This window comes from Pseudomonas khavaziana (assembly GCF_019145205.1).
GTDB lineage: Bacteria > Pseudomonadota > Gammaproteobacteria > Pseudomonadales > Pseudomonadaceae > Aquipseudomonas > Aquipseudomonas khavaziana.
Genome location: NZ_JAHSTT010000001.1, coordinates 363,307 through 387,398 on the forward strand (window position 1 = coordinate 363,307; position 24,092 = coordinate 387,398).

Genomic DNA, 24,092 nt, shown 5'->3' on the forward strand with positions numbered 1-24,092 from the left:
AGCGGCTCATAGGGGCTTACCCGCCCATTCGCCGGTCAAGGTCTTGAGAAACTGGATGATCAGGTCCTTGTCTTCCTGGCTCGGCGTGCGTCCCAGCTGGTACTTGAACATCACGTCGACGGCCTCCTCCAGGGTCTTGGCCGAGGCGTCGTGGAAGTACGGCGCGGTGACCGCTACATTGCGCAGGCTGGGTACCTTGAACACGTGACGGTCTTCTTCATCCTGGGTCAACAGGTAGCGGCCCAGGTCTGATTCCAGCGGGTTGCCGCGGGCCTTGAAGTAGTCACCCATCACGCCGAACTTCTGAAACATGTTGCCGCCAATATTCACCCCCTGGTGGCAAGCGATGCAGCCGTAGTCCTTGAAACGTTGATAGCCGTACTTTTCCTGGATTGTCAGGATTTCGGTATTACCCAACAGGTACTGGTCAAACCGCGAGTTGGGGGTCAGCAGCGTACGCTCATAGGTGGCCAGGGCGTCTTGCACATTGGCGGCGGTGACGCCGTCGGTGTACGTCTGCTTGAACGCGTTCCGGTAAGCGGGCAGGGCGGACAGGTTCTGCACTACGGTTTTCCAGTCACTGCCCATTTCCAGCGGGCTGATCACCACGTGTTCGACCTGCGCCTGCAGGGTATCGACCCGGCCGTCCCAGAATTGCTTGAAGTTCAGGCTGGCGTTGAACACGGTGGGCGTATTGAGGGGCACCGGCTTGCCATCAAAGCCCAGGGAGAAGGCTTTGTCATCGGCACCACTGGTTTCCAGGTGGTGACAGCTGGCGCAGGACAGGGTGTTGTTTACCGACAGCCGTGGTTCATTGAACAGTTGGCGGCCCAGTTCGACTTTGGCCGGGTCGAGTACCGCAATGGCCGGCAGGGGCTTGAGCGCTTCGTCCAGCGGTGCGGCGATCAACGGCATCGCCAGGCCCGAACTCAGCAATAGCACGAAGCCGAGACGGTAAATCGAGACATCGCTCAAGCGAGCACTCCTTGCAAGCAATGGGTTATTGATCGGGTATCAGTGTTGCGCCACCGACTTGCAGCAACTGGGCGAAATCCTCGGCCGGCAAGGCCTTGCTGAAGAGAAAACCCTGGCCTTCCTCGCACTGCCGGGCTTGGAGGAATTTCAACTGTTCAAGGGTTTCCACGCCCTCGGCGATGATGTTCAGCTCCAGGCTCTTGCCCATGCCGATGATAGCGCTGATCAGCTGTGCGTCCTGGCTATTTACACTCAGGCCACGCACGAAGGACTGGTCGATTTTCAGCACGTCGATCGGAAAGCGCCGCAGGTAGCTGAGGCTGGAGCATCCGGTGCCGAAATCATCCAGGGCCAGGCGTACGCCCATGGCTTTGATCCTGTGCAACCTGTCCACGGTGGCGTCGACGTTTTGCATCAGTACGCTTTCGGTGATCTCCAGTTCCAGCAGGGTGGGTGGCAGGCCGGTGTGCTGGAGGATGGCGGCCAGGTTGTCAACAAAGTCGCGCTGGCGAAAATCGATGGCCGAGATATTGACCGAGATGGGCAAGGATGGCAGGCCCATGGCCCGCCAGGCCTGGGCTTGTTCGCAGGCTTGGCGCAACACCCATTGGGTCAGACGCACGATCAGCCCACTGTCTTCGGCCACGGGAATGAAGTCCGTCGGGCTGATCCAGCCTGCGCGCGGCTGGAACCAGCGGGCCAGCGCTTCGGCACCCACGATGCGCCCGGTTTTCAATTCCAGCTTGGACTGGTAGTGCAGGGTGAATTCATTGCGCTCCAGTGCCTGGCGCAGCGCGCTTTCCAGGTGTTGCTGGTGCTGGGCGCCCCGGTTCATGGCTTCGGTATAGAAGCTGAAGTCGTCCGGGCCACGCTCCTTGCTGGTGTGCATGGCGGTTTCCGCATGCTTGATCAACGCCACTGCCTGGGCGCTGTCATTGGGGTAGATACTGATGCCCAGGCTGGCGGTGATGCTCAGGTCATGCCCCGCCACGTGGCGGGTAACGCTGACGGCCTGGAGCACCTTCTGCGCAATATGCTGGGTCTGCTGGGGATGCTGGATGTCGTTGAGCAGGATCACGAACTCATCGGAGCCATAGCGAAACACCGAGTCCGAGGCGCGCACTGTTGCCACCAGGCTTTGACTGACCTGCAGCAGCAACTCGTCGCCCACCGGGTAACCCAGGGCGTTGTTGATGCGCTTGAAGCGGTCGAGCCCAAGAAACATCACCGCCAGTTGCGTATCGTGCCGACGGCCCAAGGCGATCGCCTGGGTCAGCCGGTCGCCCAGCAAGGTGCTGTTGGGCAGTGCCGTAAGCGCGTCGTATTGCAACAAATGCGAGACCTTGAGCAGCTCCTGCACGCGTTCCTCGATGGTGCGCTCCAGGCCGATCACTTTGAGGGCTACGTCCTGGGCCAGTTGCCATTTCCAGGTCAGGGCGCTGGCCATCTGGCGGATTTCCAGGGGGTCGAAGGGCTTTTTCAGGATCAGCAACTGATCGTCGTATTTCAACCGCGCTTCGATGGCTTCGAAGGAATAGTCCGAATAGGCGGTGCACAGGGCGATTTGCAGGTTGGGGTCGGCATTCCACAACTGCTCGATGGTTTGCAGGCCATCCCAGCCTGGGGGCATGCGCATATCGATAAACACCATGGCGTAGGGGGCATTGGCGGCCAGGGCTGTGTTGACCAGCGCCAGTGCCTCCTCGCCCTGGTAGGCGGAGTCAAGCTCGAAGCCCTGGCGCACCGGCGCAGTCGTGCCGAAGAGGGTGGACTCCAAACTGTCCAGGGTTTGCTCGCCCTGCTCATCGACACACAGGATCTTGCGAAAGTCCTGGTGGATCGAGGCGGTGTCATCCACGATCAGAATGCGGCGGTTGGCCCGCGCAGCCTTGGTGTTCATGATGCGCTCGGTAATGGCAAACGGCTTGATCGCATAGCGGTTCCTTCCCTGACCCTCGCTCGAGCGGGGCGCTGACTGACTGTGACAGCATAGTCGAGCTCCCTTGATATCGACGGCCAGTTGGCGTCAAATCAACAGCGATTGCGGTATGAGGCCCGTCAGCGACGGAGCACGGCACGATACAACGGCTCAATGTAGTCCAACTTGGTTTTATTAAGGCAGAGTTACCATGGATGAACCACTCTCTACCAAGCCGGCTGTGCTGCTTGTGGACGATGAAGAGTCGATTCTCAACAGCCTGCGCCGCCTGCTGCGCAGCCAGCCCTACGACGTGATGCTGGCGACCAGCGGCGCCCAGGCGCTTGAGATCATGGCCGGTAGGCCCATTGACCTGGTGATGAGCGATGCACGCATGCCCGGCATGGACGGGGCCACGCTGTTGGCCGAGGTGCATCGCCTGTATCCCGCCACCGGTCGTATCCTGCTGACCGGCTACGCTGACCTGACCACTATCATCAAGGCAATCAACGACGGGCAGATCCACCGCTACATCAGCAAACCCTGGAATGACGAGGAGCTGCCGCTGGTGTTGCAGCAGGTCCTCGAGCATCAGCGCCTGCAACGCCTGGCTCACGGGCAGAACGAGCAGCTCAAGGTACTCAACGCTACGCTGGAAAAACGCGTGGCGGCGCGTACCGCTGAATTGCAGCAGACCGCCGACATGCTCGACCTGGCCTACGACGAGCTCAAGCGCAGCTACGTGACCGGCACCGAAGTGTTCTCGTTGCTGGCCAACTTGCGCTTACCCAAGGACAAGCAGACCAACCGCGCCCTGATCGAGCTGATCCGCGTGTACTGCGCCAGCCAGGCCATGGACGAAGCCAGTACCCGCGACCTGACCATGGCCGCCGCGTTGTACAACATCGGCAAATTGAGCTGGACCGACAGCATGATGATCGCTCCATCGGACAGGCTGCACAGTACCGACCGCGGGCTGTACCGCGAGTATCCGACGCAGAGCGAATCGCTATTGATGACCCTGGAGCCGATGAAGGATGCCGCACGGATCATTCGCCATCACCAGGAACGCTGGGACGGCAGCGGCTTTCCCGATCACCTCAAGGGCGAGGCGATTCCCGCCGGTTCGCGCCTGCTGAAACTGGCGGTGGACTTTATCGAGCTGCAAAAAGGCCTGATCCTCGAGCGGCACTTGAACAGCGACGAAGCGCTGCTGTATATCCGCAAGTACGCCGGACGCCTTTATGACCCCCAGTTGGTCGAGGCCTTTGTGCTGGCCTGTGCCACTTTCCTCAGCGACGTGACCCTGGGCGACCCCAACGTCAAGGTCATGAGCACCCGCGAACTGGCCGAGGGCATGGTCTTGGCGCGCAACCTCAATGCCGACAACGGCATGTTGTTGCTTAATGCCGGCAAGGTACTGAACCTGCCACTGGTGGACAAGCTGATCGCATTCGAAGCCATGGAGGGCGCAAAGTACAGTGTGTTTATCCGGGTGCCCGATGAAGTGCCGCCGCTGCCGTAGCGGTTTTGTGGCTACACGCCCCAGGCCACATGCCTGCTGCCGTGATAGTCGAAGATGCCGCGGATGATGTAGACATCCTTGCCGCCTTCCTTGCCGTTTTGCTCGATCGCCACGCGCCACAGGCCACGCCCCGAGCCGGCCTGTACCTGGGGTAGATCTACATAGGTGTAGTTGTTGATCCGCTTGCGGCTAAGGCGCCCGGCCTGGATGTCCTGGGTGATCTGCTCAAGCTTGGCCATGGCGCTGTCGGGCAGGAGCTTTTTCTGGGTGTGTGCCAGGTCATCCAGCTTCACGATATTAATGTCCGGGTCACGGGCGGGGATGGCTTCTGTGACCGTCGTCGGTGCCGGCCTCGGTCGTTGGGTCCGGTGGGTCTGCACGCGGGGGACTTCAAATTCCAGGGGCGTGGAGAATTTGGGCAGCTCCCGTTCGAATTGCGTGACGGTTCGGCTGTCGACCATGGTGATGCCAGCGTCTGCGTCGTGTTTGCCCCGTGACATGGCGATATAGGGAATGCCGGACTTTTTGAAGTCTTCTGAATAGGAGTTGACCTGCAGCCGGGCAAGTTTGGCCTTGAAGGTGTCCTTCATGAAGTCATCCAGGGTTTTCTTCACATCGGGCCGCAACAAGAACTGATGCGCCGCCTGTTCGAGGGGGATGTTGGTGTCGGCGGCCAGCTCCAGGATCAGCGCGCGACGTGCCGGTTCGTTGGCGAACTCATTCAGCGCAGCCTGTTGCCAGGTATACAACTCATATTTGCGCGCAAACCGCTCCATCGCATTTTGATGTTTTTGCGTGATGGCGTAGCCGACGAATTGTGCCTCGGTATCAGGGTCGATGATGGAGATCGAGGTGCGGATCTCCTTGGCGAAATTGTCGTTCTTGCCGATCAGCCGTTTGACTTGCTTGAACAGCTCATCCTTGTCTGCGGCGGACAACGGCGGCGTCAGGCTGCGGGTCGACTTATGAATGTGTTCGAATGCGGCCAGGTCGAAGCGCAGCGTCAGCACGGACGTACGTAGCTTTTGTTGATTGGCTGTGCTCAAGCTGTAGGGTCTGGACAACCAGCGGCGAAACTCAGCCTCATCCACCTGGGCGCCGAGCTGCTGGCGTGCGCGGGTGATGAAGTTGAGTTTTTGTGCGGCGCTGGTTTGCCTGATGACCTCTTCGAAAACTCGCATTTCCGCTTCCGTGGCGTAGAGCTGCATGGCCGCGATCAGGTCCGCATCCACTTGCTGTTCCGGGCTGAGCGGGCGCAGGGCGCCGAGGATGGAACCGCCGCCCTGGGCATTACGTTCGAACCTTGGTTTCCAGCCCTTGGCGTCCCCTGGCACGACCATGAAATTGACCCGGGTGCCTGCCGGATCGCTGACATAGCGGGCGCCCTCCTCGACATAGGATTGATACAGGTGATAGCGGCCCGCTTGATCGCGCATCGCGATCCGCTGGTGATTGTGCTTATCAAGAAAATACGGTGCGCTGCCGGTCTGGCGCGACAACGTGTAGCGGTTGGCCTGGGCAAACCCGGCGACATTGAAGAACGGCTCGATCTGCTGCGGTAACCGATAAGGTGCTACATCGACCCAGGCAGGTTCCAGCGGGCGCACGGCGGCCGCGGTGAGTGTGAGGCGGGTTTTGTGGCCGGCGCCGATTGTCTTCGTCAGCCCCGGGATGCGCCGCCCCAACTGCCTGGCCAGGCCCAACCCGCGTTGGATACCGCGGCGCAGCAGCGTCAAGGTGGCTTTGCCGGGGACCAGGCCGAGCAGGGTGTCGGCAACCTCCGCGCCCAGCATAAAGGCATTCACCGCTGACTCACGGGAGACCTCAGCGTTACTGCGTGAGCGGAAATCGGCGTGGGCCAGTTGAAACCCCAGCTGCGCCGAGTACAGGTAGGCGTGGATATTCCCGTTGATGGGCGTCAAGGCATACCGATGCACACCGCGGGTATCGTTGAAGATCCGCGTGATCTCTTCGGCATCCCGGGTCGCCATGCGTGGCCTGAAATAGGCCCGCCACTCAGCCCTGGCCTTGAGCGTGTCAAGCTCCGCCAGGCCCTTGGCCAGTTCACGCAACGGCATGCCATCCGGGGCGTCCGGCGTATACAGCAGACTGACGCCGTCAGGCCTGGTGCCCTTGCGATGAATCACCAGCACGCGATTGATCACCTGCCCACCCTGGCCCCTGGCCTGTGCGCCGCCCATGACCAGCAGGTTGACCTCTATCTGGTGGCCGCTGACCGGGGGGCGAGTGTTCGAGTCGGGGTGTTCGGCAACGGCCTTTATCCAGTCGCGCCCACTGCCGGGGGTATGAAAGGTAAACAGTGCGTCGGCATCAGGGTTGAGCCGACTCTCCAGGGCATCCTTGTGCAGTTGCGCCTCGCAGGCCGCCTGCCAAGCTGCCGCAAAGGTGTTTCCCGCGCCATCCGCTGCGAACGCGTTGCGCAGGTAGGTGGCGTAGCCCTGGCCAATGTCGGCCCCTTGGGCGAGCGCGCGCAAATCTTCATCGCCGAGCTTGCCTCGATGCATGCCGGCGGTGTCGACAATATCGGCGCTGGCGCTGATTCTCGTGAGCAAGCTTGCCACGGAGAACGGCTCGACATTACGGCGGGCATAACTGGCCAGTGTGCGCAGGTCGACGAGGGTCGAGGTGCGCCAGGTGCCCCACCCTATTTGCTTGCCTTGCAGGTACTGCGGGATGTTGATCCTGGGGTCTTCGCTGACGTAGACAATGCCACTGGCCGCATCGCGATAACCGCGGACCTCGGCCGTCCTCGACCCAAGTTCTGCGGACGCACGCAGATGCACCAGGCTTCTGTAAGGATCGATCTCTACGTCGGCATAAATGGGTTTTTGTCGTTTCAACACCTTGTCGGTCTGCGCGTCGGAGAACGCTTGCAGGCTCGAGATCGCTTCCAGCAGCGGGAACAGCGCCAGGTTACTGTCGAGCAACGCCTTGTTCAATTGCCGGTACCGCGCTTGATCCTGCGCGCTGGCGGTTTTCAACCAGGCGGGTTCGGCGTCTAGCAGGCGAAGGTTGCGTGCAGCAAAAGCGCTGGCCACATCCAATTGCGGGGCCAGGTCGGCAACCACGTCGAGCTCGCCTGCCTGGGGCAAGACCTCGCTGCGCATCGCCTGGCGGACCGCATACTGTTGGCGTACACGAAGAGCGTGGACGCTGTCGGCAATCACGTCAGCGCTTATTCGCGCCGGTTGTGTCGCCATTGCCGGCAGGCCGCTCAGGCGCAAGCGGGCAGCTGCGGGCAGGCTGGCAACCAGCAGGTGTGCTGTCGGTCCGTCTTCCTGGATTCGCGCTGCAACGGTTTCATTCAAGCGCTGCAGGTTGTCAAACTCCTCGTATTCCTCGCTCGCGCTGTACAACAAAACGCTGCCAGCCGGCGGTGTGTCTTGGGTTGGGCTGAGGATAAATGCGCCGGCGAACTCACTGCCGTCCGCCAGCGCCAGCCGGTAGACCGCTGGTCTGTTGCCGACAGGGAGTGCCAGTTTCCGCGCTGCGTCACTGGGGTGCTTGAGCACCGTTTCCGCCAGCGCCTGTGCGCTGGCCGACAACGTGCCGTCAAGCACGCGCAAGGCCAGTTGGTGGGCCAGCACCCGCCGGCGCAAATCGACCAGTTGCGCTTGCGGGTTGGCTTGGGGCGGCTGGTCACTGCCCCAGAATGTATTCAGGCTCAAGGTGATGGCGACTTCCAGCCGGCCGGGCAGGGTGGCTGTCTCTGTTGTGGGGCGCAGGCGTAGGTCTTCGTCCAGTGTGTCGGGTTCGCGGTAGAAAGCGCCGGTTTGCGCGTTCAGGTAGGTCTCTGCGTCAGGTGCACGCAACCTGTTCAGCAACGTGCCGAGAGGCTCGCAGGACAGCAATTGTTTTTGTCCGGCCTTATCTCGGTAGCGACTGTAAAAGATCCGGTTGGGATCAATGGGCCGATGCAGCTCGGGGAATATCTCGGCCAATGTCTGCTGGTACACACCGCCCACACTGGGTTGTTGCTGCAACAGTTGCTGGGTCTGGGTATTGAGCGTGTCGAGGGTGCGGATGAGGTGGGCCTGCTGTGCGTCTGTGGACAGCGAAGGCGGCGGTACCACGGGCAGCGTCACTGGCTGTGCGGTCGCTGCAGGTGCGCGGGAAGCCTGAGGGTCGTCAGCTGAAGGTTCCAGGGGAGGCGGCAATGAAATAGGCATGGGCAAACTCGTCAAAAGGGGCGCGGCGCGCCATCGGTGCGGCACGCCTGGCGCTATAGGAGTATGCGAGTCTAGGGTGGCCGGCGGTGGGGCCGGCGGTGCATGTATGTCGGCCATACCCGGGCACAAGGTTGTGTGGGCAGCATGCCCATGGGATCCTTGGCGACTTTCAGAACCTGGGGTGTTTCATGTCCAAGACTATCCGCATTGCCGCAGCCATCCTGATCGGCAGCGACGGTAAAACCCTGCTGGTGCGTAAACGCGGCACCCAAGCCTTCATGCAACCTGGCGGCAAGATCGATGCGGGCGAGCTGCCGGTGCAAGCCCTGGTGCGTGAGCTGCGCGAAGAACTGGACTTGCATATCGACCCAAGTGAAGCGGTATACATCGGTACATTCTCGGGACCTGCCGCCAACGAGCCTGGGTATACCGTAGAGGCCGAGATGTTCCAGCTGCGGATCGACGTGGCAGTGACCCCCGCCGCGGAGATCGAAGAAGTGCGCTGGATCGACCCGGCCGGCGACGGCGGCTTGCAGCTGGCGCCGTTGAGCCGTGAGCAGATCCTGCCGTTTTATCGCGCTTCACTGACTGCGCTGGCCTGAAGCGAACAATTGGGTCGACATGGGGGCGGGTTGCATGTGATGCACCTCTATCCAAATGTGGGGGCTTGCTCTCGATGGCGGTCTGATAGCCGACCAGGATGCTGAATCAGACCGAGTACATATCCATTCCTGCGGTAAAGGCTGCTATTGGTTCCGCTCTTACAGCGGCTCACTTTTGAAAAAAAGCCCAAAAGTAAGCAAAAGGCTCTTGCCCCACCACTCGGCACCTCGCCCAGGCTCGGTGTGCCCGTAATCCGCCAGCGTGGTTTAACGGGGCGCCTGAGATCAAAAGCAGATCAAGATCAAGAGCGGCTCGCTGCGCATCGTGGTTACCGTTGAAACGTTGTGTAGAGACCTATGGCCATCGGGGGCAGCCCCCTCCCACATTTGGATAGCGGGGCGCCGTGAGCCCGTCATGGGGGCAAGCACTTGCTTAACGCACCGCACTGACCCCATCCAACGTGGAGAACGAAGTGTCCTTGGCCGTCAGCAGGAAGTCGCGCATATACGGCGCATCGAGCATGTCCGCGCGGATCCCGGCATACAGCGTTGCAAACAAGCCTTTTTCGCCCAGGCGCTTGGCCTTCACGTAGCCGCGTGAGCTGTATTCATGCAGGGCCCAATGGGGCATGCCGCACACGCCGCGGCCGCTGGCCACCAGTTGCATCATCATCACCGTGAGTTCCGAGGTGCGCACCTGGGCCGGCTCGACGTCGGCGGGTTCCAGGAAGCGCGTGAAGATATCCAGGCGGTCGCGCTCCACCGGGTAGGTGATCAGGGTTTCGGTGAGCAGGTCTTCGGGCACGATGTAGGGTTTGTTCGCCAGCGGATGCTGGTTGGCCACGGCCAGCATGGCTTCATAGGTGAACAGCGGCACGTAGGTGATACCGGCCAATTCCAGCGGATCGGAGGTCACCACCAGGTCCAGGTCGCCGCGGGCCAGGGCGGGCAGTGGGGCGAAGGCAAAGCCGGAGGCCAGGTCCAACTCGACTTCCGGCCAGGCATCGCGGAACTGGTCGATGGTCGGCATCAGCCATTGGAAGCAGCTGTGGCATTCGATAGCCATGTGCAGTCGCCCGGCGGTGCCGCCGGCCAAACGCGCGATATCACGCTCGGCGCCGCGCAGCAACGGCAGGGTGGCATCGGCCAGTTGCAGCAGGCGCAGGCCGGCGCTGGTAAAGCGCAGCGGCTTGGTCTTGCGCACGAACAGGGGCATGCCCAGGCGCTCTTCCAGTTCCTTGAATTGGTGGGACAGGGCGGACTGGGTCAAGTGCAGGCGTTCGGCGGCTTCCACCAGGCTGTCGGCTTCGCGCAAGGCGTGCAGGGTCTTGAGATGACGGATTTCCAGCACGATGGCCTCCATGAGCAGAATTTGTGATCAATGTTAACCCATTGAGTTCTGTTCATGTTTGTACGCCGTCTACCCTGCGGCTATTGGACTGCGCTGAAATGTTTGTTGGCGATCGGTTTATCAATGTTGCCCCGCCAGATTTTCAGGTCGGCAAACGTCACCCCGCGCCCTTCGGCAGCGATCTGCCAATGCAGGCCTTGCAGGCGCTGGTCGGCGATCTTCAAGTGGGCCTTGGTAAAGGACTCGAACCCTGAGTCGGCGCTCAGGTAATGAAAATGCGCATACCAAAGGGGCTTGTCCGCTGTTTGCTGGCGGTCATGCACGGCGTACTCCTGCAAGTGATCGGTGGTGCCATCGGGGCGCTTGAGTTTGAGCTCGCGACGAGCTCCGAGCTTGCGAATTTCAACGCGGTTCTGGTCCATCAGGTAGTCCAGATAGCCCTCGGTGGGGGTCTTGCTGGCCAGCGTACGTTCAATCCGCAAGGCCTGCCCGGCCGCCTTGAGGGGAGCGGCGCGGCTGCGCAGTTGGGCAATCAGCGGATGGTTGGCATCCAGGCGTTGCACCTGGCTCGCTCGTGATTCCAATGCCTGGGCTTCACTGACGAGCAGATGCTCAAGATTGATCGGTTCCAGGTTTTTGTAAGCGCGCACCTTGTGTTCAAAGGCATCCACCGCAGCGAGGCGAGCGCCGGCCTCGCTGACGACCTCGGTGAGGTTGCCAGGCACGGCAGGCGCCGCTGCTGCCGGCTGGCTCAAGGTGGTATTGAGGCGGTAGCGTTGGCTGTCGGAGACCTGGTCCCAGACCTCGACGGTTTTTCCCGCCTCGTTCGTGACGATGAACTGCCTCGGCGATTGTTGGCGCGCAGGTTGCTCCGTGCCCATCAACAGTTGCCCATCCTCGGTCTCGAAAGGCACTCTGCCGGCGCTCGTCTGCGGTCGGGTATGGGCCTGTTTGATCCCGCGTCGGGCGGTATCCATCAGTTGTGACAGGTGATCCAGCAGAGGCTGCACATAGAGCGGGTCAAAGTGGCTCGGCGACACGAGATGCCAGGTGCTCAGGTCGCGATGGAACTGCCCGTACACATCGATGATGTTGTGCAGCATTTGGTTGCGCTGAGCCTTGCTGAGGCTGGCAGTGGGCAGTTGCAGGTGGGTGACCAGGGTGCGATCAAGTCGCTGCATGGCGTCTTGCAGCACCACTTCCTGATAGGCCCAGCTGATGTTTGAGGGCTGGCGCTGACCATGCAGGCATTGCAGCAGATGCCCGGTTTTAAGCAGCAACTGGGCGCGCTCGGTATAGGTAGTCTGCAGCTTGGTGACATTTGGGACGACCTTGGCTTTCATGGACGGCACGGTGATGCGTGGCAGCCAGGTATCCAGCTCCCTGAGAAGGTCGCCCATGCTGTTCATGTCATCGATCCATTCAATCCGAATGCGTTTGAGCGCGTCTTGCGCGGCGAGGTCTTCAGGACCGTAACTGCGCATTTTCTGCCTGCGTTGGGAGAGATCGACGATTTGATCCTGCAGGCCGAGCAGCCGCCGATTGGCATTGATACCCTGGCGCATCAGGCGGTCGCCCACCACCAGGGCAGTGCGGCTTTGGTTAAAGGTGATGTCCTGGCGCAAGGTGTGGCCGTCGAAACCGGCGGCTCTCTGAGTGGCCGTGTACACCTGCTTGGCGCTTTCGATGTCCCTGGCCATCAACGCGTCCAGCGTTTTGGTGGTTTTGAGCCGTTGGGCGGTGTCTGCTGGCGTGACGGGGAGGGCAAATTGCTGTTCGAAGGCGGTCAACTCGCGTTGGGACACCAATATCTGCGCGTCGAATTCATCGCTGAGCCTGCCTATTTCCAGCAGCGTCGCCCGGCGTTGCTGGTTGACTTGTGAAACCGCCGCGGGTGTCTGGCGTTCCACCGCAGCGGGTACGCTGGCGCCCGGGCGACGTGACCCGCGCCCAGGGCGACGGCTACCGCCTGAGTAGCCGGTGAGGTGTCCGCCGTGCAATACCGAGTACGTGTCCCAGTGCAGGGCGTGGTCCAGAGCAATGATCGGTGAATAGTACTTGCCGCTGGCGACCAGGCGCATTTCGCGGGTGGTGGCGTCGTACCTGACTTTAAAATGCCGCCCTTCACTGAGAATAAAATGTTCGCCGGAAGTGTGGCGCAGGGTGTGCCGGTAGGGCCCGCTGTGCACCGGTTTCAGTGAGCCAGGCTCAAGGGGCTCAGGGTGTTCATAGCCGGCGAAGCGCTGGCGGGTGGTGGTGCCCTGGCGCGATTTCAACGAGCGCCAGAAGCTTGCGCGGGCGGCGGGCTGCAGTTGGCGAGCGCGGGCTAACTGGCTGGCCTTGCTGGCCCGTGTGCCGGGCGCGGCGGCAAGGGTCAGGGCATCCAGGGCGGCATACACCAGGCAGTCGAATACCGAGGCCAATTGATCGATGCCGTGGGCGGTTTCGCCACGCTGGAAGGCCGCTACCGCTTGATACAGGCTGGTGGTCGCGTCGGCGAGGGACAGGGCGGTGCCGATAAAGGGCACGAAATTCAGGGCTATCTTGATGCCATTGAATAACTGGCCACTTTTGAGTGCGTATTTTTCATGGGCCAGGTCTGCGTTGGAACGGGCGTCATTGCGATGGGCTTCAATCAGCCGGCCCATATAGGCATTCAACTGGTGGGCGGCCAACGAGGTGGTGGCGGGCCAAGGGAAGCCAGCCTGGATAATTGCGTCGTAGCCTTTGACGGTGGCCTGGTCGATACGCCCGATGTGTGCCCGCACGTTGCCCTTGATCGCACGGCCCGCCACATATTCCACCATGCTGTCGAGGCGGCACAGTTCAAACAGGGCAATGCGCGCCTGGTTGACGCTGGCGTAGCTGCGCAGGCAACGCTGGTCGGGTGCCTCAGGCAGGTAGAGCAACGTCTTGCCGGAGATCTTTTCCTCGATGAAAGTGATGCCGGACAGTGTGATCGGGCTTTGTTCCTGGGTGTCCTTGCCGCCCGCACTCAGGGTTGCCGGCAGCAGCCTGATGTGTTTTGCGTCGATATTCCAGGCCGCATGCGTGTCGGCATCAATCGCGATGTTCAGCAGGCGCAGTTCGTCAGCGTTGATGTGGTTTTGCATGCGCGCCAGCAGGCCCTGAGCCTTGAGCGTCAAGCGCCAGGGCTCGATCAGGCATTCGCGGCGGTAGTTTTTCTGATGTGCGGACTCTCGCGTGATGCCCCTGAATGTCTCGAGGATCAGGTCTTCATAGCGCTTGGCCAGGTTGAGATCAGGCACCATGCCCGTCAGGTAGTCTGCGGTGACGCCAGCCTTGAGGGTGGCCCGTTCAGCGGGCTCGTCGGCCGTCACCTCGGTACTCATGAAGCCCAGGCGCAGGTTGATGTCGCTGCCGATGTTGCGCAGGGCCAGTTCCTCCAGGGATATCTTGCTGCGCTTGGCGCTGGGTATATCAATGGTCTTTACCGGCGTACCCGGCGCGGCACCGGCAATGATGTCGCGCTTTTGCGTGACCGAATCGGGTAACTCCAGTTGTACGGTGAAGCCTTTGTCGAGGGCGAAATCCTTGCGCAGCCGCGCATCGATTTGCTGGCGCACAAACACGTCGCGGGGCAGCAGGGAGCGATCCAGCAGCGCCTGGGCGTGCTTCAGGGCGTGGATGTAGGCGTCGAGCAGCGTCTTGAGCGTCGCTTGGTCTTGCGGGGGTTGATTGAGTAACCAAGGCGGCAGTTGTTCCGTCAGCCAGCGGCTGTTGTATTGCTCCACCAGTTGTAGAAACGCCGCTTCACGGGCCGAGTGATCGGGTATCAACAGGGTCGGCAGGGTCTGTTCGTAGAGGTTTTCCAGTTCGCCGGTCAGCCGTGCCGCGTGCTCAGGGGCGGACCAGGTCTGGCGCAACTGCGCGGCCTGCTCTTCAAAGGCGCTTTGCTGGGCACGCAGGCTGTAGTCGAACGGGTCTTCGGCCAGTGTGACGAAGTGCAGGGCCAGCACTTCATCCTCGGGCTGGATCCTGAACAGGCCTTCTTCCAGGGCTTGCCTCGAGGCAAAGCGCTGCAAGGCGCCGTCGCTGCCGGGCCAGTAGATGAAATGCGTGCCGTCGCGGCGCGTAGGTGCCTGCGGGCCTGATGGCGGCAGGATGACCAGCGGGCCTTTGAGTTCAGTATTTTTGGAGGTGCCGGACTGGGTGATGGAGAGCGCCAATGCCACGATGTTCGGTTCGGGTGTGTCCAAGGCGCTTTCGATTTGTTGCAGGTCTTCAGCGCTGATCTGTATAAGGTTTCGTTGAATCCGGGCTTCGATCCGTATTCCCTGCAGGCGTGCCTGGTACAGCGCGGTGTATTGGCTGTTGAGCGTAGTGAGGTCCAGCGGGCGCCGTTTCAACATGGCACGAGCCGCTTGCTCTGCGGCCTGTTGCTGCACCTTCAAGGCGTCCAGTTGTTGCTTGAACGATTGCCAACGGAGGCCGTTTGGACCGCTGGACATTTCGTCGGCAAACAGGCTTTCGAGGGCGTTGCGATGGTGCAGCACCAGGGCCATGCGCTGGCCGGCGTCCACCGCGTTATGCAACTGGCCGAATTGGGGGAAATCCTGCTGCGCAAGTGTGCTGGCATCCGACTCTGGTAGCGGTGGTGCCACGCAAAACGGTGGAGGGCGCTGGGCATCGAGCTGGTCGATATGCAGGCGTGCCAGGAAGGCATTGTCGATCGTGAAGTCGGCCAAGGGCCTGATCGCGCTCTGGTACTGCTCCTTGGTCAGTTGGGTGAGCCAGAGGCTGATGCCCGCCTCGAGCGGCTTGGTGTTGAGCTTGTACTCAATAGTCGCCAGGGGATCGCTTGCGCGGGTGGAGAACAATTCTTGTTGCCGGTCGAGCAACCAGCGTTCCATGTCCGTGCGTTGGGTGAAGGGGTGCCAGAGCGGTGCGTGGGTCGGCAGGTACAACAGTTGGTTGACCGGCTGCTCGTTGTCCACGGTCAGTACCCAGGCGCCGGGCAGAGTAATGGCGCGGCTGTCGGCGGGCTTGAGCAGCACCTGTTCGACATAGAGGGCCGGTGCTGCGGCCCCAACCGGGTGAAGCAGCGAGAACAGCGGTGCGAGGACTTCGGCATTGATCTTGCCCTCGGCCAGCAATCGCTCAGCGCTGGCCTCGAAATGGGTGCGGTACAGTTCATATGCGCGCTTGAGGCACGTCACCGGCGCATAGGGTGCGCGCTCTGTGCGCCAATACCGCAGCCAGTTGTCATCGATGGCCTGTTCCAGGTCCAGGCCTTTCAATTCATCCAGCCATTGGGCGACGCTGTACTGTGCCAGTGTGTGCTGTGCCGGCAAATAAAGGAGTTTGCCCTGGGGCGCCTGGGCGGTATCCATGCCTGGGTGTTGCTGCATGTACAGGCAGGCTTCGGTCAAGGAGATACGGCTGCGGCCACGCTGCTCTGTGGCGGCAAACTCCAGTACCACCTGCTCACCGTCCAGTTGCAGCTGGTCCCTGAGCAATCGATTGATGGAGTTGCGCACGCTCGGGATACCCGCCATCAGCGCGAGCATCTCGCGGTGGCAATCCTGCCAACGTTGTGTGGCATCCCACAGCAGGGTTTCGTCGATGTTGCGCTGCAGCAGCGGTCGCGCCTGCGGGGCGAATGTGGGGTCGGTCATGGTGCTGGATCGCTCTATGGTTTCAATGCCCCCATTAAAGGGCGGCATCGCGGGCGGCCGGCGGCATATAGCTATCGACACGACCGTTGAGCGATCTTCATTAAACTGTCATGCAACTGTGGCAGCGCGCTCGAACAAACTTCATCAGACTCGCGCTCTACTGGGGTTCTGCGTTTCGGTGTTTTTCATGCGCGTGTTGTGTTTACTGGCCGCTCTGTTGTTCGGCCTGCCGTCTTATGCGGCGTCTCGATGTGATGTCAACGTCCCGACCCAAACGGTCGACCTGGAAAAGGTGAGCATCGCCTACCAGAGCATCGGCCGTGCCTCCGACCCGGCCTTGCTGCTGGTGATGGGGCTGGGCGGGCAGTTGATCCACTGGCCGGATGAAGTGGTCGTGGCCCTGTGCGAACAGGGGTTTCGGGTTATCCGCTATGACAATCGTGACGTGGGCCTGTCCACTTGGCGCCAGGCCCCGGCCAGCGCCAACCTGACCTTCGAAGTGTTGCGCTACAAGCTTGGCCTGCCGGTGGCGGCGCCCTACACGCTGACGGATATGGCCGACGATGCCCTGGGCTTGATGGATGCGTTGCAGGTTCGCCAATTCCATGTACTGGGCGCGAGCATGGGCGGCATGATCGCCCAGCATCTGGCAGCCATGGCGCCGCAGCGGGTGGAAAGCCTCACGCTGATCATGACCAGTTCCGGTGCCGAGGGCCTGCCGGCGCCGAACGCGGCGTTGGTGCAATTGCTGTCACGGCGCAGTGCGCCCAATCGTGAGGTGGCGCTGGAACAACAGGCGGATTTGCTCGCTGCCCTCGGCAGCCCGCAGGTGCAGGATGATCGCCAAGCACTGTTGCAGCAGGCGGCGCTGTCCTACGACCGGGCCTTCAACCCCGAGGGCGTCAAGCGCCAGATCATGGCGATCCTCGCCGAGCCCAGCCGTGTGCCGTTGCTCAACCAATTGAGGGTGCCGACCCTGGTCGTCCATGGCACCGCTGACCCGTTGTTGCCGGTGATGCATGGCGTTCATCTGGCCGCGCATATCCGGGGCAGCCAGTTGAAATTGATTCCCGGCTTGGCCCACCGTTTTCAGGAGGCATTCAAGGCACCGTTACTGGCGGCGGTGCTGCCTTACCTGCAAGCCCATCGCGAAGATGCCGCGCACTGGGCGCAGATTGGCCAGGGCGAGCCTTCGAAGCTGCTGTGAAGGTGGTGTATCGTGTGGCTTTTGCGGCGCATTAATGCCAGCGAGGTTGCCTACCATGAGTACTCCCCTGAAAATCGATTTCGTCAGTGACGTGTCCTGCCCCTGGTGCATCATCGGCTTGCGTGGCCTGACCGAAGCCCTTGACCAGTTGGGCAGCGAGGTGCAGGCCGAGATTCATTTCCAGCCGTTCGAACTGAACCCGGACATGCCCGCCATCGGTCAAAACATCGTCGAACACATCACTGAGAAATACGGCTCCACGCCTGAACAATCCCAGGCCAACCGCGAGCGTATCCGTGACATGGGCGCGGCGTTGGGCTTTGCTTTCCGTACCGATGGCCAGAGCCGCATCTACAACACCTTCGACGCGCACCGCCTGCTGCATTGGGCCGGGCTGGAGGGCTTGCAATACAACCTCAAGGAAGCGCTGTTCAAGGCTTATTTCACAGATGGCCGCGACCCTTCAGACCACGCAACCCTGGCACTCATTGCCGAAAGCGTCGGCCTGGACCTCAAGCGCGCCGCTGAGATTCTTGCCTCTGATGAATATGCCGCCGAAGTTCGCGAACAGGAGCAACTGTGGGTCTCCCGTGGGGTGACCTCGGTGCCGACCATTGTGTTCAACGACCAATATGCCGTCAGCGGCGGGCAGCCAGCCGAAGCCTTCGTTGGTGCGATTCGCCAGATCATCGAAGAAGCCAAAAACTAAAGCCAAAGCCGAGCACAGATCAAAATGTGGGAGGGGGCTTGCCCCTTCCCACATTTTGATCTGTGCAGGTCTCATAGCCCTGGCCCGGCCCTTGCATTAACCCCTTAAAGCCCAGCCGGCCTGCGGTTGGGCGCTGCCATTAGGGGTGAAACATTACCTTGAATATCCTTGACCTCGACCACAGCCTCACCGGCCAGGCCCCCATCGCCCGGCGGTTGGCCAGCGGCCGGGCCACGCGCCTTGATCTGCTGGACCTGGGCCCGAAACTGCGTTTGTGGGCCACCGAAAAAACCTGGAAGCGCTTTGTCGCACGCCTGGCCCAACGGCCAAGGCCCCGGGATGCGCGTCCGGAGATCCTGTTTGTCGGCTCCGGCGACTATCACCATCTCACGCCGGCCTTTTTGGCCGACCTGAAAGAACCCATCAGCCTGATCCACTTTGACAACCACCCCGACTGGGTGCGCTTTGCGCCCAAGCGCCACTGTGGTTCGTGGGTCAACCGTGCGCTGAAGATGCCTGCGATCAAACGCATCGTTACCCTCGGCCCGTGCAGTGATGACCTGCACAATCCGCAACTGCGCGGCGGCAACCTCGGCGCCCTCAAGCGCGGGCACTTGCAGTTGTTTCCCTGGCAGCACCCGCCGTCGAAAGTCTGGGGCCGGGTCGGCGACGGTGCCGGCCACCAGCAACAGGAAAACCACCTGCACTGGCGCAACCTGGCGGACCTGGATTGGGCAGCGTTCCTCGACCAGATGATCGCCAGCCTGCCCACCGAAGCGGTCTGGATCACCATCGACAAAGATGTGCTGGCCAGTGAAGACGCTGCCACCAACTGGGACCAGGGCGGCATGCGCCTGACCCACTTGCTCCAGGCCCTGCGGGCGTTGGCGGCGCATAAACGCATCATTGGTATCGACGTGTGCGGTGAGTTCGCTGTGCCGGCGTTCAGCAACGCGTTCAAGCGCTGGGAAGCCAAGTCCGACCAGCCCCCACCGGAGCGCTGGAGTGCGCAGGATCTGCAGCGCAATGCCGCGACCAATGAAGCTTTGATCGACCTGTTTGAGGAGCTGTTCCCATGACCCTGACCGTGGTGCTGTTGCTGGCCTTTTCCATCGTCCTCGATGTGATTGGTCAATTGTGTTTCAAACTGGGCGTGGACCGTTTGCCGCAACTCGATGGCGGCTTTCGGCTGCGCGCATTCTGGGGCCAGGTGTTCAATGCGCCGCTGCTTTGGGCCGGCGTCGGGGCTTATGTCATCGAGTTTTTTGTCTGGCTCGAGGCCTTGTCCCGTGCGCCATTGAGCCTGTTGTTTCCATTGGCGGCATTGGCGTATTGCCTGGTGGTACTGGCGGGCAGGGTGGTGCTCAAGGAAACCGTCAGCCCCCGTCGTTGGGTGGGCACGCTGGTGATTACCTTGGGCGTAATGTTGGTAGCGATTGCGGGGAGCCAGGCATGACGACGCAAACAGTCGACACCGGTTGGTTACATGGGCGTCTGGGCACCCTGATGCTATGGGCGCTGTTGATCGCGACCGAAAGCGCCGGTCAATTATTTACCAAGGTGGCCGGTGATCAATTGGGCCAGATGGACTTCACCTGGCAATGGCTGGCTGACGTGGCGCGCAATCCGGGGATCCTGGCGGCGATTGCCAGTTATCTCGGCGCGTTTTTTGTGTGGATGCTGATCCTGCGGCGCAGCAGTTTGTCCTTGGCGTTTCCGCTGAGTTCGCTGGTATTCGTGGCAGTGTTGCTCGGCTCGTGGTTGGGGCTGGGGGAGCACATCAGCCTGTTGCATTGGGTGGGTGTGGTGGTGATTGTGGCGGGGATTGTGTTGTTGGCGGAGGGGGAGGAAAGCTGAGTGAGCTGGTATGTCGGACTCAGTTCAAAATGTGGGAGGGGGCTTGCCCCCGATGACAGGGTGTCAGTCAACTGATTAATTGACTGACCCACCGCTATCGGGAGCAAGCCCCCTCCCACATTTTGATTTTCTTACATCGGGCTGATCTATACCTGCTTTTTGCTCTGGCTTTAATCGAAGGTGTAGCTGATCGCCGTCTGCACCTGGCCCTGATTCACGTCGCCAGCCTGCTTGACGATGCTGCTCTTGGCCGCCGAACCCACCAGGTGTACCCAGCTGGCGCTGGTCAGCAGGGACCAATGGGGCGCCAGGGGGAAAGCGAAGCTTTGGCTCAGTGTCACGTTCTGGAAACCGCCGCTGGCGTTGTAGGGCCGAAAGCCGGTAGCGGCGGCTTCGTTGCTGTCGACGCCGAAGAACGTATTGGCCTGGCGCGCATCGGCAAAATGCGCAACCAGGCCACTGCTGCCGATGATCCCGCCACCCAGCGGGTAGCCCAGTTCACCGCCAATTTTACCCAGGGCACCGCTCTGGGAATGCCCGCCGCCCACGGCCTGGCCCAGTTGCGCGTAGACGCGCCAGAAATTGGCCGGGGCGTATTGGATAAAACCGCCGACCTCGGCCATGTCCGACACGTTGCGCAAACCCTGTAACTCGCCGTTGGAAGTACGCCCCGCCAGGTAGTTGATATAGGGGCCGGCTGTGAGGCCGTGGCTGTTCAGCGCGCTCCAGGTCAGGCCGTCATCGGTACTCAGGCTGACGTCTCCCCAGTCCAGATCCAGGTAGGGCACGGGCCGGGTTTCGTAGCGGCTGCCGCTGGGGTCATGGGGCTGATAGCTCAGGCCCGCGCCCACGTCGCCGCTGATGCCGTCCGCCCACGCGGTACTCGAAGCGCTGCACAGCCCAAGTAGACCGGTGAATACAGCAGATGTGAGCTTGGACATGGTGCGTTTTCCTAAGGTGGACAGGCGCGCATGAACGCGCAAACCCTCGCCTCTGCGCAAGCACTCATCTTGTTTGTAGCAAGCTACAAAAATTGTAGCCCCCAAGACACATTGTCCTCTGAAAATCCTGCAAAGCCCCCAGCCCCGCTGGGCTTTGGCCAGTTGGCACAGTCCCTGCTCTATCCCTTGGCAAGCGCATACAGCGCACTCTCCAAGGCCCTTTACCTAAAGGAAAGGCAGATGATCCACTGGCATATCGTGTGTGACTTCGACGGGACCATTACCCCCACGGATGTCATCGACAACGTCCTCCAACGCTTCGCCGGCCCCGAGTGGGAAACCATCGAACAGCAATGGCTGGATGGGCACATCGGTTCACGCGAATGCCTGAGCCGCCAACTGGCACTGATCAAGGCGAGCCCGGCCGAGCTGTTGGCATATTTCGACAGCGTCGAGATCGATCCGGACTTTCCGGATTTCGTCGATCACGTCATGGACTTGGGTGCGTCTATCGAAGTAGTCAGCGACGGCATTGAGCAGGGCATCGCCCGCATCCTGTCGCGCCACTACGTGACCCTGCTGCCGATCCTGGCCAACCGCCTGCGCCAGGTCGACCACAACAGCTGGCGCATCGACTTCCCCTATGCCAGCGATGCCTGCCGCGCCGCGTCAGGCAACTGCAAGTGCAAATCCACCCCGCGCAACAGGCGCGTGCTGGTGATCGGCGACGGCAAGTCGGACATGTGCGTGGCCTCCACCGCCGACTTCGTGTTCGCCAAAGGCAGCCTCGCCGATTATTGCGTCGCCAACCAGATTCCTCACGCGCGCTTCGAGACCTTCGCCGAAGTGCCTGCATTGCTGGCCAAGCTGCCACAAGGCATCGCCGCCAACGCCACCACCTTCAATACCTCTGCTGACAATCAGGAACTCTTCCATCATGTCTGACATCCGTATCGCTACCGCCGAAGACCAGGTTCTGCTGGATAAAGAAGCCAAGTACTGCTCCTACGGCGACACCGTTCACTACATCGAGCCGCCGCGCATTTTCAGCCGCTGCGAAGGCTCCTATGTGTGGGACACCGAAGACCAGGCCTACCTCGACCTGCAAATGTGGTACTCGGCGGTCAACTTCGGCTACGCCAACCCGCGCTTGAATAATGCGCTGAAAAAGCAGATCGACACCCTGCCGCAAATCGCCAGCCAGTACCTGCACAAAGGCAAGATCGAGCTGTCGGAAATGATCGCGGTCGACGCCAAGAACAAGTTCGGCCTCGACGGTCGTGTGCACTTCAACGTCGGCGGTTCGCAGTCCATCGAAGACTCCCTGAAAGTGGTACGTAACGCCACCAACGGCAAGAGCCTGATGTTCGCCTTCGAAGGCGGCTACCACGGGCGTACCCTCGGTGCGTCGTCGATCACCTCCAGCTACCGCTACCGTCGTCGCTACGGCCACTTCGGCGAGCGTGCGCAATTCATCCCATTCCCTTATCACTTCCGTGGCCCGAAAGGCATGACCAAGGAAGAGTACGGCAGCCACTGTGTGCAGCAATTCGCCCGTCTGTTCGAGACCGAATACAACGGCGTGTGGGACCCGAAAGTCGGCCAGAGCGAATACGCTGCGTTCTACGTCGAGCCGATCCAGGGCACCGGCGGCTACGTGATTCCGCCGATGAACTTCTACCGCGAACTCAAGCACGTGCTGGACCAGCATGGCATCCTGATGGTGTCCGACGAAATCCAGATGGGCTTCTATCGCACCGGCAAGCTGTGGTCGATCGAACACTTCGACGTACAACCGGACGTGATCGTGTTCGGTAAGGCATTGACCAATGGCCTCAATCCACTGGGCGGCATCTGGGCCCGTGAAGAGTTGATCAACCCGAAGATCTTCCCGCCAGGTTCAACCCACTCCACCTTCGCCTCCAACCCGTTGGGTACGGCGGTGGGCCTGGAGATGTTCAAGATGACCAGCGAAGTCGACTACGGCGCCATGGTCATGGCCAAGGGCAAATACTTCCTGGAAGGCTTGCAAGACCTGCAGAAACGCTTCCCGATCATCGGCGACGTCGATGGCCTGGGCCTGGCGCTGCGCTGCGAAATCTGCGGGCCGGACGGCTTCACTCCGGACAAGGCGACCCTGGACTACATGGTCGAAGAAGGCATGAAAGGCGACATGGTCGTAGACGGCCAGAAACTCGGGTTGATCCTCGACGTAGGCGGTTACTACAAGAACGTAATCACCCTGGCCCCGTCCCTGGAAATCAGCTACCCGGAAATCGACCTGGGCCTCAAGCTGCTCGAGCAACTGCTGGTGCGAGCGACCCAGCGGTGAGCGCGCACGGTATTGACCTCGGGGAAGGCGATGCCGGTTTCGTTCTCGGTGACGGTCCGGTCGGGATCCTGTTGATCCACGGCCTGACCGGCACCCCGACGGAATTGCGCCAGGTCGCCAAGGGCCTGGCCAAGGCGGGTAACTGCACGGTATACGTGCCGACGTTGGCCGGGCACTGCGGCGACAACAGCGACCTGCAAGCCACCGGTTGGCTGGACTGGTACGAAGGGGTGCGCAAGACCTTCGTACAGGTCAGGCAACGCCACGAGCAGGTGTTTGTCGGCGGCTTGTCCATGGGCGCGGTGATGTCGATGTACGTCGCATCGGAACACCCAGGGCAAGTCGCCGGGCTGCTGATGTATTCCACCACCTTGAAGTACGACGGCTGGAGCATTAACAAGCTGGCGTTCCTCACGCCGTTGCTGATGAAGATTCCGTTCGGCGTGCACATCTGTCGCTTTGAGGAAAAGCCGCCCTATGGCATCAAAAACGAGCGCCTGCGGGCCATCGTCGAGCGGCAGATGAAGGAAGGTGAGAGCAGCGAGGCAGGGTTGCTGACCATGGAAGGCATCACCGTGCGCGAGTTGCACCGTATGAACGCTGTGGTCAAGAAACGCATGCCCCAGCTCAAGGTGCCGGCGCTGGTGCTGCACTCCATCGAGGATGACATCACCAGCCGCTGGAACGCCGACTACGTGGAGCGCCACCTTGGCGGCCCGGTGACCAAGATCCTGCTGGATAACTGCTACCACATGATCACCGTCGACCTGCAATACCGGCGGGTGATCGAGTTGAGTGCCGAGTTTATCGGGCAGCACGCGGTGCAACTCAATCGTGTGGCCTGAT

The 24,092-nt window shown here is 61.2% G+C and carries 16 protein-coding genes; 10 read left to right on the forward strand and 6 right to left on the reverse strand.

The genetic code is table 11. The annotated features are described in order from the left end of the window. Positions 1-6: 6 nt before the first annotated feature. Positions 7-915 (reverse strand): cytochrome-c peroxidase, encoded by a 909-nt coding sequence (locus KVH01_RS01495; protein ID WP_225924028.1) that lies wholly within the window; start codon positions 913-915, stop codon positions 7-9. 85 nt (positions 916-1,000) lie between these two features. Further along, complete coding sequence (locus KVH01_RS01500; RefSeq protein WP_217880210.1) at positions 1,001-2,875, reverse strand: putative bifunctional diguanylate cyclase/phosphodiesterase; 1,875 nt, start codon at positions 2,873-2,875, stop codon at positions 1,001-1,003. A gap of 229 nt (positions 2,876-3,104) precedes the next feature. Between KVH01_RS01500 and KVH01_RS01505 the strand changes: the two genes are divergently transcribed. Next, positions 3,105-4,418 carry an HD domain-containing phosphohydrolase gene (locus tag KVH01_RS01505; RefSeq protein ID WP_217880211.1) on the forward strand — a complete coding sequence of 438 codons (1,314 nt, stop codon included), beginning with the start codon at positions 3,105-3,107 and terminating at the stop codon, positions 4,416-4,418. A gap of 11 nt (positions 4,419-4,429) precedes the next feature. Here the strand turns inward: KVH01_RS01505 and KVH01_RS01510 are convergent, their stop codons facing one another. Then, complete coding sequence (locus tag KVH01_RS01510) at positions 4,430-8,608, reverse strand: hypothetical protein (protein WP_217880212.1); 4,179 nt, start codon at positions 8,606-8,608, stop codon at positions 4,430-4,432. A 188-nt stretch (positions 8,609-8,796) separates the two neighbouring features. Between KVH01_RS01510 and KVH01_RS01515 the strand changes: the two genes are divergently transcribed. Next, entirely contained in the window at positions 8,797-9,210 is a 414-nt protein-coding gene (locus tag KVH01_RS01515; protein WP_043050143.1) for an NUDIX hydrolase, read from the forward strand. Between the two features lie 433 nt (positions 9,211-9,643). On the opposite strand, the gene metR is transcribed toward KVH01_RS01515, so the two are convergent. Together metR and KVH01_RS01525 are read right to left on the reverse strand one after the other, a co-directional pair. Next, positions 9,644-10,561, reverse strand: a complete 918-nt coding sequence (metR, locus tag KVH01_RS01520; protein ID WP_043051677.1) for a transcriptional regulator MetR — start codon at positions 10,559-10,561, stop codon at positions 9,644-9,646. Between the two features lie 80 nt (positions 10,562-10,641). After that, positions 10,642-16,200 (reverse strand): dermonecrotic toxin domain-containing protein, encoded by a 5,559-nt coding sequence (locus tag KVH01_RS01525; RefSeq protein ID WP_225923986.1) that lies wholly within the window; start codon positions 16,198-16,200, stop codon positions 10,642-10,644. Between the two features lie 187 nt (positions 16,201-16,387). On the opposite strand from KVH01_RS01525, the gene KVH01_RS01530 reads away from it, so the two are divergent. The 5 genes from KVH01_RS01530 to KVH01_RS01550 all read left to right on the forward strand — a co-directional run bounded on the left by KVH01_RS01530 (position 16,388) and on the right by KVH01_RS01550 (position 19,973). Continuing rightward, positions 16,388-17,407: an alpha/beta fold hydrolase gene (locus tag KVH01_RS01530; protein ID WP_217880213.1), complete on the forward strand. Its 1,020-nt coding sequence runs from the start codon at positions 16,388-16,390 to the stop codon at positions 17,405-17,407. Positions 17,408-17,462: 55 nt separating this feature from the next. Next, the gene (locus KVH01_RS01535) at positions 17,463-18,116 is read left to right on the forward strand and encodes a DsbA family oxidoreductase (protein WP_043051673.1); all 654 of its coding nucleotides are present in this window, start codon (positions 17,463-17,465) and stop codon (positions 18,114-18,116) included. Positions 18,117-18,274: 158 nt separating this feature from the next. Then, on the forward strand, positions 18,275-19,195 hold the full coding sequence (locus KVH01_RS01540; protein WP_217880214.1) for an arginase family protein: 921 nt from the start codon (positions 18,275-18,277) through the stop codon (positions 19,193-19,195). After that, positions 19,192-19,572, forward strand: a complete 381-nt coding sequence (locus KVH01_RS01545) for a DMT family transporter (protein WP_043051675.1) — start codon at positions 19,192-19,194, stop codon at positions 19,570-19,572. The genes KVH01_RS01540 and KVH01_RS01545 overlap by 4 nt, the downstream gene beginning before the upstream one ends. Continuing rightward, on the forward strand, positions 19,569-19,973 hold the full coding sequence (locus tag KVH01_RS01550; protein ID WP_217880215.1) for an EamA family transporter: 405 nt from the start codon (positions 19,569-19,571) through the stop codon (positions 19,971-19,973). Before KVH01_RS01545 ends, KVH01_RS01550 begins: the two co-directional genes overlap by 4 nt. 170 nt (positions 19,974-20,143) lie before the next feature. Here the strand turns inward: KVH01_RS01550 and KVH01_RS01555 are convergent, their stop codons facing one another. Beyond that, complete coding sequence (locus KVH01_RS01555; protein ID WP_217880216.1) at positions 20,144-20,914, reverse strand: MipA/OmpV family protein; 771 nt, start codon at positions 20,912-20,914, stop codon at positions 20,144-20,146. A gap of 240 nt (positions 20,915-21,154) precedes the next feature. On the opposite strand from KVH01_RS01555, the gene KVH01_RS01560 reads away from it, so the two are divergent. Genes KVH01_RS01560 through KVH01_RS01570 form a run of 3 tightly spaced genes read left to right on the forward strand, consistent with a single transcriptional unit; the run spans position 21,155 to position 24,091 of the window. After that, positions 21,155-21,859 carry an MtnX-like HAD-IB family phosphatase gene (locus tag KVH01_RS01560; protein ID WP_217880217.1) on the forward strand — a complete coding sequence of 235 codons (705 nt, stop codon included), beginning with the start codon at positions 21,155-21,157 and terminating at the stop codon, positions 21,857-21,859. Beyond that, entirely contained in the window at positions 21,852-23,246 is a 1,395-nt protein-coding gene (locus KVH01_RS01565) for an aspartate aminotransferase family protein (RefSeq protein WP_046071135.1), read from the forward strand. Before KVH01_RS01560 ends, KVH01_RS01565 begins: the two co-directional genes overlap by 8 nt. Then, the gene (locus KVH01_RS01570) at positions 23,243-24,091 is read left to right on the forward strand and encodes an alpha/beta hydrolase (RefSeq protein ID WP_217880218.1); all 849 of its coding nucleotides are present in this window, start codon (positions 23,243-23,245) and stop codon (positions 24,089-24,091) included. The genes KVH01_RS01565 and KVH01_RS01570 overlap by 4 nt, the downstream gene beginning before the upstream one ends. Position 24,092: the final 1 nt, after the last annotated feature.

Excerpts from the sequence above, each read along its gene's own strand:
- KVH01_RS01515 (WP_043050143.1), top strand. The coding sequence starts at position 8,797 with ATGTCCAAGACTATCCGCATTGCCGCAGCCATCCTGATCGGCAGCGAC.
- KVH01_RS01545 (WP_043051675.1), top strand. The coding sequence starts at position 19,192 with ATGACCCTGACCGTGGTGCTGTTGCTGGCCTTTTCCATCGTCCTCGAT.
- KVH01_RS01495 (WP_225924028.1), bottom strand. The coding sequence starts at position 915 with ATGCCGTTGATCGCCGCACCGCTGGACGAAGCGCTCAAGCCCCTGCCG.
- KVH01_RS01555 (WP_217880216.1), bottom strand. The coding sequence starts at position 20,914 with ATGTCCAAGCTCACATCTGCTGTATTCACCGGTCTACTTGGGCTGTGC.
- KVH01_RS01500 (WP_217880210.1), bottom strand. The coding sequence starts at position 2,875 with ATGAACACCAAGGCTGCGCGGGCCAACCGCCGCATTCTGATCGTGGAT.
- KVH01_RS01550 (WP_217880215.1), top strand. The coding sequence starts at position 19,569 with ATGACGACGCAAACAGTCGACACCGGTTGGTTACATGGGCGTCTGGGC.
- KVH01_RS01565 (WP_046071135.1), top strand. The coding sequence starts at position 21,852 with ATGTCTGACATCCGTATCGCTACCGCCGAAGACCAGGTTCTGCTGGAT.
- KVH01_RS01535 (WP_043051673.1), top strand. The coding sequence starts at position 17,463 with ATGAGTACTCCCCTGAAAATCGATTTCGTCAGTGACGTGTCCTGCCCC.
- KVH01_RS01505 (WP_217880211.1), top strand. The coding sequence starts at position 3,105 with ATGGATGAACCACTCTCTACCAAGCCGGCTGTGCTGCTTGTGGACGAT.
- KVH01_RS01510 (WP_217880212.1), bottom strand. The coding sequence starts at position 8,608 with ATGCCTATTTCATTGCCGCCTCCCCTGGAACCTTCAGCTGACGACCCT.
- KVH01_RS01560 (WP_217880217.1), top strand. The coding sequence starts at position 21,155 with ATGATCCACTGGCATATCGTGTGTGACTTCGACGGGACCATTACCCCC.
- KVH01_RS01530 (WP_217880213.1), top strand. The coding sequence starts at position 16,388 with ATGCGCGTGTTGTGTTTACTGGCCGCTCTGTTGTTCGGCCTGCCGTCT.
- KVH01_RS01525 (WP_225923986.1), bottom strand. The coding sequence starts at position 16,200 with ATGACCGACCCCACATTCGCCCCGCAGGCGCGACCGCTGCTGCAGCGC.